Raw genomic sequence first — 6,872 nt, forward strand, 5'->3', positions numbered from 1 at the left:
GCTGGTGATCAGGCCGAGGGAGCCCCAGCTGCCGGTGAACAGGCGCATCAGGTCATAGCCGGCCACATTTTTCACCACCTTGCCGCCGGCCCGGGCGCGGACGCCGTCGGCCCGGATCAGCTCGATGCCGATCAGCTGGTCCCGCACGCCCAGATAGCGCTGGCGCAGGCCGCCGGCCAGGCCCCGGGCCACCAGACCGCCCAGGCTGCCGCTGGCTTCTCCGCTGGGGCCGCTGCCCCAGGGCCAGTCGAGGGCCAACCACTGCCGGTGATGGGCGAGTTCCGCCTGCAGCTCCACCAGTGGTGTGCCGGCCTGCACGGTGACGGTGAAATCACCGGGGTTGTGCTCGACGATGCCGCCCAGCTGGCGGCAGCTCACGGTGCTGCTGCCGGGGGCCACTGGCGGACCCCAGCTCAGGCGGCTGCCCAGGCCAGCGGGTTGCCACGGCGTGGCCTGCCGGTGCAGCTCGCGCACCAGCTCCTGCAGCTCACGGGGCTCGGGGGTGATCACGGCACGATGGTGCCATGGCCGCCCCCTTCAAAATCCTGGTCATCGACGATGACCCCACCGGCTCCCAGACGGTGCACAGCTGCCCCCTGCTGCTGCGCTGGGATCCGGCCACCCTGGCGGCGGGGTTGGAGCACCCCTCGCCGCTGCTGTTTCTGCTGGCCAACACCCGGGCCCTGGCGCCCCAGGCTGCCGCTGAGCGGGTGCGCCAGATCTGCCGGGCCCTGGCGGCGGCCCTGCCGGCTGCTGGCATCGCCCGCTGGTGGTTGGTGAGCCGCGGCGACTCCACCCTGCGCGGCCATTTCCCCCTGGAGGTGGATGTGATCAGCGCGGAGTTGGGTCCGTTCGCCGCCACCCTGCTGATCCCCGCGTTTCTGGAGGGTGGGCGCACCACCGTGGGCGGGGTGCACCTCCTGCACGGCCAGCCCGTGGATCAGACCCCCTTTGCCCGCGATGGCCTGTTCGGCTACGGCACGAGCTATCTGCCCGCCTGGGTGGAGGAGAAGAGCGGCGGCCGCATGCCCGCCCAGCAGGTGCAACGTCTTGACGCTGCCGAGCTCGAGCGCGCTGCCGCGGACGGCGGCCAGGCCTTGGCGGCCCGTTTGGCTGGTTGGCAGAACCAGCCCGTGGTGGCCGTGGATGCCCAGCGGCCCCCACAACTGGCCGCCCTGGCTGGGGTGGTGCGCGCCTCGTCGCGTCCCGTGCTGGCCCAGTCCGCGGCCAGCTGGATCCAGGCCCTGGCCGAGCTGCCGCCCCAGCCCCGGAATGCGTCTGGCCTAGCCCAGGGGCGCCGACGGGGCCTTGGCGGGAAGCCGCTGCCGGGGCTGGTGCTGGTGGGCTCCCATGTGCCCCTGGCCGATGCCCAGCTGGAGCAGTTGCTGCGGGAGCCCGGTTGCGCCGGGATCGAGCTGCCCGTGGCCCGGTTGGCGCGGGTGCTGGAGGGGCCGCTGTCCGAACCCCTGCTGGCCTCCCTGGAGCAGGACTGGCTGGTGCAGCTCCAGGCCCTGCTGGCCGACGGACACACGCCGGTGCTGTTCACGAGTCGGGGTGAGCTCTGCTGCGGCTCGGCGGTGGAGCGCCGCCGCCTCGGGGATGGCCTGGCGGCCTTGATGGCCCGGCTGGCGGCGGCCCTGGCCCCCCAGCTGGGCTACCTGATCAGCAAGGGCGGCATCACCACCCACACCCTGCTGGCCGATGGCCTGGGCCTGGCGGCGGTGGAGCTGCAGGGTCAGCTGCTGCCCGGTCTGTCGCTGGTGCTGACGCCAGTGGAGGCGGCCGTGCCCCAGCTGCCGGTGCTCACCTTCCCGGGCAATCTGGGCGATGCCGGCACCCTGCGGCAGGCCTGGCGCTGCATGGAGGGATTGGACCCGCAGGCTGAGCCGGATGGGGGCAGTCAGCCCGACCCGTCAGCGGCTGCCAGGCGCTCCGCCAGCAGCGAGCCGCCGTAACCGAGGGCCACCAGGGCCAGGGCGGTCAGGCTGTCGGCCCGATCGCCCAGAACGGTGCCCACTAGAAAGGCCAGCGACACCGCCGCTACGAGGAGGGGGGTGAGGGGGTAGCCCCAGGTGCGGAAGGGCCGCGGCAGCTCCGGTTCGCGCCAGCGCAGGGCCAGCAGCGCGGCGATGCCCGCCAGCGGCAGGCTCACGTAGAGCACGGCCCCCATGGCCAGCAGCCGTTCAAAGGAGCCCGCCAGCACCAGGGCCGCGGCGGTTGCGCTGGTGATCAGCAGGGCGACGGTGGGGGTACCGCCCTCGTTCACCGCCGTGGCCCAGTCCGGCAGCAGGCCATCGCGGCCCAGGCCGTAGAGGATCCGGGGCGCCGCCATCACCACGGTGTTGATCAGCCCCAGCAGCGACACCAGGGCCACGGCCGTGATCAGGTGCCCCCCCAGGGGGCCGGCCAGGGCTCGCCCCGCGGCGGCGGCCGGCAGGTTCGAGCTGGCCAGTTGGGCGATCGGCAGCACGTGCAGCAGGGCCAGGTTGATCAGCAGATAGAGCGCCATCACCGCCAGCACCCCACCGATCAGGGAACGGGGCAGATCCCGCTCGGGCTCGCTGAACTCCTCCGCGAAATACACCGGGCTGGCCCAGCCGTCGTAGGTGGTGATCACGGCCTGGAGGGCCAGCACACCCGCCACCATCAGACTCCGCCAGCCCCCTGCCGTGACCGTCTCCAGGCTCGCGGCCAGGCCCGTCCCTGGGGTCTCCCCGGCGGCGGGGAGCAGGAAGCAGGCCGCCACCAGGCCGAGGAACGCCACCGCCTTGGCCAGGCTGAGCAGCTCCTGGCTGGTGCTGCCGGCCCGCAGGCCCCGCAGCTGGATCAAGGTGAACAGACCGATGGCCAGTAGGGCCAGGGCCTGGGCCCCGCTGGCGCCCTCCCGGAACGGCGATGGCAGCAGAACCTGGCCGTACTCCCCCACCGTGGTGGCCACCCAGGCCAGGCCGATGCAGTGGGCCACCCAGTCGGTCCAGCCCACCAGGAATCCCGCCCGCCGCCCGAAGGCCCGCTCCGCGTACACATACCAGCCACCAGCCTGGGGCAGGCTGGCGGCCAGTTCGGCGATGCACACCGCCCCGAGCAGGGCATAGATGCCGCCCACCAGCCAGGCCGCCAGCACCAGCGGGGCGGAGGGGAGCTGGGCTGCCACCAGGCCAGGGGTGCGCAGGATGCCCGCGCCGATCGTGCCGCCCACGGCACCCGCCAGGCCGAAGCCCAGCCCCAAAATATTGAGCAGCCGGCCCGAGCCGCTCAACCCGGCCGGTCCTGGCCGTTGCCGTAGCTCCGGTCAAGCAGCTGCATGGGGTGGGCCACGGGGATGGGCCGCGCCGCTTCCTGCATGTGGCGGCGGATCTGGAGGCTGCAGCCAATGTTGGCGCTCACGGCCAGATCGGCACCGGTGCCGGACAGATCGTCGGCCTTGATCCGCCCCAGGGCGGCGGCCTCCTCGGGCTGCACCAGGTTGTAGATGCCGGCGCTGCCGCAGCACACTCCGGCTTCGCTGGCCTCGCGCAGTTGGACGTAGGGGATGGACCGCAGCAGGGCGCGCGGCTCCTCGCTGATGCCCTGGCCATGGAGCATGTGGCAGGCATCGTGAAAGGCCAGTTGGAGGGGCCGTTCGGCGCTGGCTGGGCGGCCATCGGCGTGGTGGAGCGGCTTCAGCGCTCTCTGGAAGGGCTCGCTCAGACCCAGGGTCTGCAGGAATTCCTGGATGTCGGCCACGGGTGCGGCGAAGCTGCTGCCGGCCAGCTGGGTGTAGGCCTTCATCGTGTGGCCGCAGCCGGAGGCGGCCACCAGCACCGCATCGAGCGGTTCGGCGCCGGCGGCTTTCCCGGGACCCACCACGGCCTCAAAGCTGGCCATCAGGGCCTGGGCCAGCTGGCGGGTTTGGTCCCGTTCCCCCTGGTGGTGGGTCACGGCGCCGCAGCAGCCCTGGGCCGGTGGGATCACCACCTCGATGCCATTGGCGGCGAGCACCCGAACGGCCGCGGCGTTCACCGCCGGGTCAAACAGCCGCTGGACGCAGCCCAGCACCAGGCCCACCCGGGCCCGGCGCTCCCCCTGGGCCGGCACCAACGCCGGGAAGACATCGCGGAAGGCCTCCGGGGCGAGGGGCGGCAGCAGCTGCTCCATGGCCTCCAGCTGGGGCCCCAGCAGCCGGGTGAGTCCGCTGCGGCGGGCCAGGGCCTGTAGGGGCGTGCCGGTGTAGGCCCGCAGGGGCGCCAGGGCGGCCCGCAGCCGCTTGGGGTAGGGGAGAAGGCTGAACAGCAGCTTGCGGAAGGTCCGCTGGGCCGGCGTGCGCAGCTCGGGGGCGTTGAGTTGGGGGCGGGTGGCCTCGATCAGCTGGTCGTAGCGCACCCCCGAGGGGCAGGCCGTGACACAGGCGAAGCAGCCCAGGCAGCTGTCGAAGTGGGAGGCCACGGTGGCATCCAGCTCCAGCTCGCCGGCCTCAATCGCCTTGAGGGCGTGAATGCGGCCCCGGGGAGAGTCCATCTCCGTGCCCAGCACGCGGTAGCTGGCGCAGGTGGGCAGGCAGAAGCCGCAGTGCACGCAGGGGTCGGTGGCCCCAGCAGGTAGGCCCGGCAGGCTCATCCGCCGAAGTGCTTCACCACGGCTGCGGCGAAGCCGGAGCAGCTCACCGGTTCGACCGGGGGCTCCATCAGGCGAGCCAGGTCATAGGTGACCTCCCCCTGGGCGATGGCGGCGCTCAGGCCCGCGGTGATCAGGTCGGCCGCTTCCTGCCAGCCCATGAATTCGAGCATCATCACGCCGCTGAGAATCACCGAGCCGGGGTTGATGCGATCGAGGCCGGCGTGCTTCGGAGCGGTGCCGTGGGTGGCTTCAAAGATGGCCGCGTTGTCGCCGATGTTGGCGCCGGGGGCCATGCCCAGACCGCCCACCACGGCGGCGGCCGCATCGGAGATGTAGTCGCCGTTGAGGTTGAGGGTGGCGAGCACGGAGTAGTCGGCCGGGCGGGTTTGGATCTGCTGGAAGATGCTGTCGGCGATGCGGTCGTCGACCAGCACCATCGCCTTCCACTGGCCGTTGCCGTGGGAAGTGCCGATGGCGTCGATCACGCCCTGCACCTCGGCATCCACGCCGGCCTTCTTCTCGGGGGTGAGGCTGTCGTAGCCGGGTTCGATCATGCGGGCGTTGGCCTCGATGCTCAGGCCGGGGTCCTTGTCGAGGTTGCCCAGGATCCAGCTCTCCCGCTCGGTGATGCACTCGGCCCGGAATTCGCTGGTGGCCAGCTCATAACCCCAGTCGCGGAAGGCGCCTTCGGTGAACTTCATGATGTTGCCCTTGTGCACCAGGGTCACGTGGCGCTTGTCGCCCTCGAGGCGCAGGGCGTGCTGGATCGCCTTGCGGATGTGGCGCTGGCTGCCGTGCTTGCTCACGGGCTTGATGCCGATGCCGGACCCCACCGGAATCTGGCGCTGGCCCAGCTTGCCGTTGGCCGGGATCACCACCTCATTGAGGTGCTTGATCAGATCGAGGCACACCGGGTCGTTGGCCTCCCACTCGATCCCCATGTAGATGTCCTCGGTGTTCTCGCGGTAGACGAGGACGTCGAGGTCCTGGGGGCGCTTGTGGGGGCTGGGGGTGCCCTCGTAGTAGCGGCAGGGACGCACGCAGCAGTACAGATCGAAGATCTGGCGCAGGGCCACGTTCAGGGAGCGGATGCCGCCGCCGATCGGCGTGGTGAGGGGGCCCTTGATGGCCACGCCGTACTCCTTGATGGCGGTGAGGGTGTCTTCCGGCAAGTACTGGTAGGTGCCGTAGAGGTCGCAGGCCTCGTCGCCGGCGTACACCTTGAACCACTCGATCCGGCGCTCACCGCCGTAGGCCTTGGCCACCGCCGCATCCAGCACCTTCTGAGTGGCCGGCCAGATGTCCACGCCGGTGCCATCGCCGCGGATGAAGGGAATGATCGGGTCGTTGGGCACGACCGGCAGGCCGTTTTCAAAGCGGATGGCCGTGCCCGTAGCTGGGGCGGTGAGCTTCTCGAAGCTGGCGGTGGGGCTGGTGGCCATCACGGCGATATCACTGGGGCGAGCCTATGCCTGGGCTGACTGCAGAAAAGTTTGGTGTGATCCCCGCCGGAACGGCCGTTGTGCTGGGGTGGACAGCCTGGGCCCCTGTCGGCACCTGCCGATGGAACGGTGCACGGGCAGCCAACTGCCGTCAGGATGAGCCCTGTGAATGCCGCCGAACAGGCCCGATCTCTGGCTCTGGCCCAGGCGATCGCCTCGGTGGCGGTCCTGTTTCGCGGTCACTTCCCCGACGCCCGCGCCAACCTCACGCCCTGGCGGGACGACCCCCTCACCCGCGCCTTCGCCGAGCAGGAGAGCGTTGATCTCTCCTTCCATCTGCCCGGTTGGAGCCCCCGCAGTCAGTGCCGCTCGTTTTTCGTGCAGCTGCAGCTGGATGGGGCGCCGGGGCCAGCGGCCGATGCGCGGCCCCGGCTGCTCGGGGTGGTGATCCGCGGGCTCACCTACGAGAGCGAGCGCTGGCGGATGGCCACCATGGGCGACTGGCAGCCGTCGGGCAGCCATCTGCCTCAGCCGGAGGTGGCGCAGAAGTTGCAGCAGTTTTGCCGGGAGCTGTTCGATCTGTTCGGCGGCGCCGAGCACGGCGACCAGCCGCTGGCGGCGTAACCCTTCGCAACCTTGGCGCTCGCCTCGGCAAAGGGCGCGCCTAATTTGGCCCCTCGCCCGTGCAGCGCCCCCGTCTGATGGCTGTCGCCCTTGCTTCCCAACTGCGTGAAGGCACCAAGAAGGCCCACACGATGGCGGAGAACACCGGCTTCGTGAGCTGCTTCCTCAAGGGGGTGGTCGATAAGGCCAGCTACCGCACCCTGGTGGCCG

7 protein-coding genes are annotated in these 6,872 nt (G+C 71.1%); 3 read left to right on the top strand and 4 right to left on the bottom strand.

Annotated features, from left to right (window positions below):
• The coding region (locus tag KBY71_RS13990; RefSeq protein WP_254929507.1) for an FAD-binding oxidoreductase at positions 1-510 on the bottom strand (510 nt) is incomplete at its 3' end.
• Between the two features lie 14 nt (positions 511-524).
• On the opposite strand from KBY71_RS13990, the gene KBY71_RS13995 reads away from it, so the two are divergent.
• The gene (locus KBY71_RS13995) at positions 525-1,955 is read left to right on the top strand and encodes a four-carbon acid sugar kinase family protein (RefSeq protein WP_254929508.1); all 1,431 of its coding nucleotides are present in this window, start codon (positions 525-527) and stop codon (positions 1,953-1,955) included.
• Here KBY71_RS13995 and KBY71_RS14000 read toward each other — a convergent pair.
• The 3 genes from KBY71_RS14000 to KBY71_RS14010 are packed head-to-tail and all read right to left on the bottom strand — an operon-like array spanning position 1,901 to position 6,038.
• Positions 1,901-3,259 carry an APC family permease gene (locus KBY71_RS14000; RefSeq protein ID WP_254929509.1) on the bottom strand — a complete coding sequence of 453 codons (1,359 nt, stop codon included), beginning with the start codon at positions 3,257-3,259 and terminating at the stop codon, positions 1,901-1,903. The two genes, KBY71_RS13995 and KBY71_RS14000, sit on opposite strands and share 55 nt — an antisense overlap.
• On the bottom strand, positions 3,256-4,596 hold the full coding sequence (locus KBY71_RS14005; RefSeq protein ID WP_254929510.1) for a (Fe-S)-binding protein: 1,341 nt from the start codon (positions 4,594-4,596) through the stop codon (positions 3,256-3,258). The genes KBY71_RS14000 and KBY71_RS14005 overlap by 4 nt, the downstream gene beginning before the upstream one ends.
• The gene (locus KBY71_RS14010) at positions 4,593-6,038 is read right to left on the bottom strand and encodes an NADP-dependent isocitrate dehydrogenase (protein WP_254929511.1); all 1,446 of its coding nucleotides are present in this window, start codon (positions 6,036-6,038) and stop codon (positions 4,593-4,595) included. The genes KBY71_RS14005 and KBY71_RS14010 overlap by 4 nt, the downstream gene beginning before the upstream one ends.
• A 165-nt stretch (positions 6,039-6,203) precedes the next feature.
• On the opposite strand from KBY71_RS14010, the gene KBY71_RS14015 reads away from it, so the two are divergent.
• Together KBY71_RS14015 and KBY71_RS14020 are read left to right on the top strand one after the other, a co-directional pair.
• Positions 6,204-6,662: a hypothetical protein gene (locus tag KBY71_RS14015; RefSeq protein ID WP_254929512.1), complete on the top strand. Its 459-nt coding sequence runs from the start codon at positions 6,204-6,206 to the stop codon at positions 6,660-6,662.
• 77 nt (positions 6,663-6,739) lie between these two features.
• A partial coding sequence (locus KBY71_RS14020) for a biliverdin-producing heme oxygenase (RefSeq protein WP_254929513.1) occupies positions 6,740-6,872 on the top strand: 133 nt, incomplete at its 3' end.

It is taken from the genome of Cyanobium sp. T1B-Tous (assembly GCF_024345475.1).
Classification (GTDB): Bacteria; Cyanobacteriota; Cyanobacteriia; order PCC-6307; family Cyanobiaceae; genus Cyanobium_A.

Excerpts from the sequence above, each read along its gene's own strand:
- KBY71_RS13995 (WP_254929508.1), top strand. The coding sequence starts at position 525 with ATGGCCGCCCCCTTCAAAATCCTGGTCATCGACGATGACCCCACCGGC.
- KBY71_RS14005 (WP_254929510.1), bottom strand. The coding sequence starts at position 4,596 with ATGAGCCTGCCGGGCCTACCTGCTGGGGCCACCGACCCCTGCGTGCAC.
- KBY71_RS14010 (WP_254929511.1), bottom strand. The coding sequence starts at position 6,038 with ATGGCCACCAGCCCCACCGCCAGCTTCGAGAAGCTCACCGCCCCAGCT.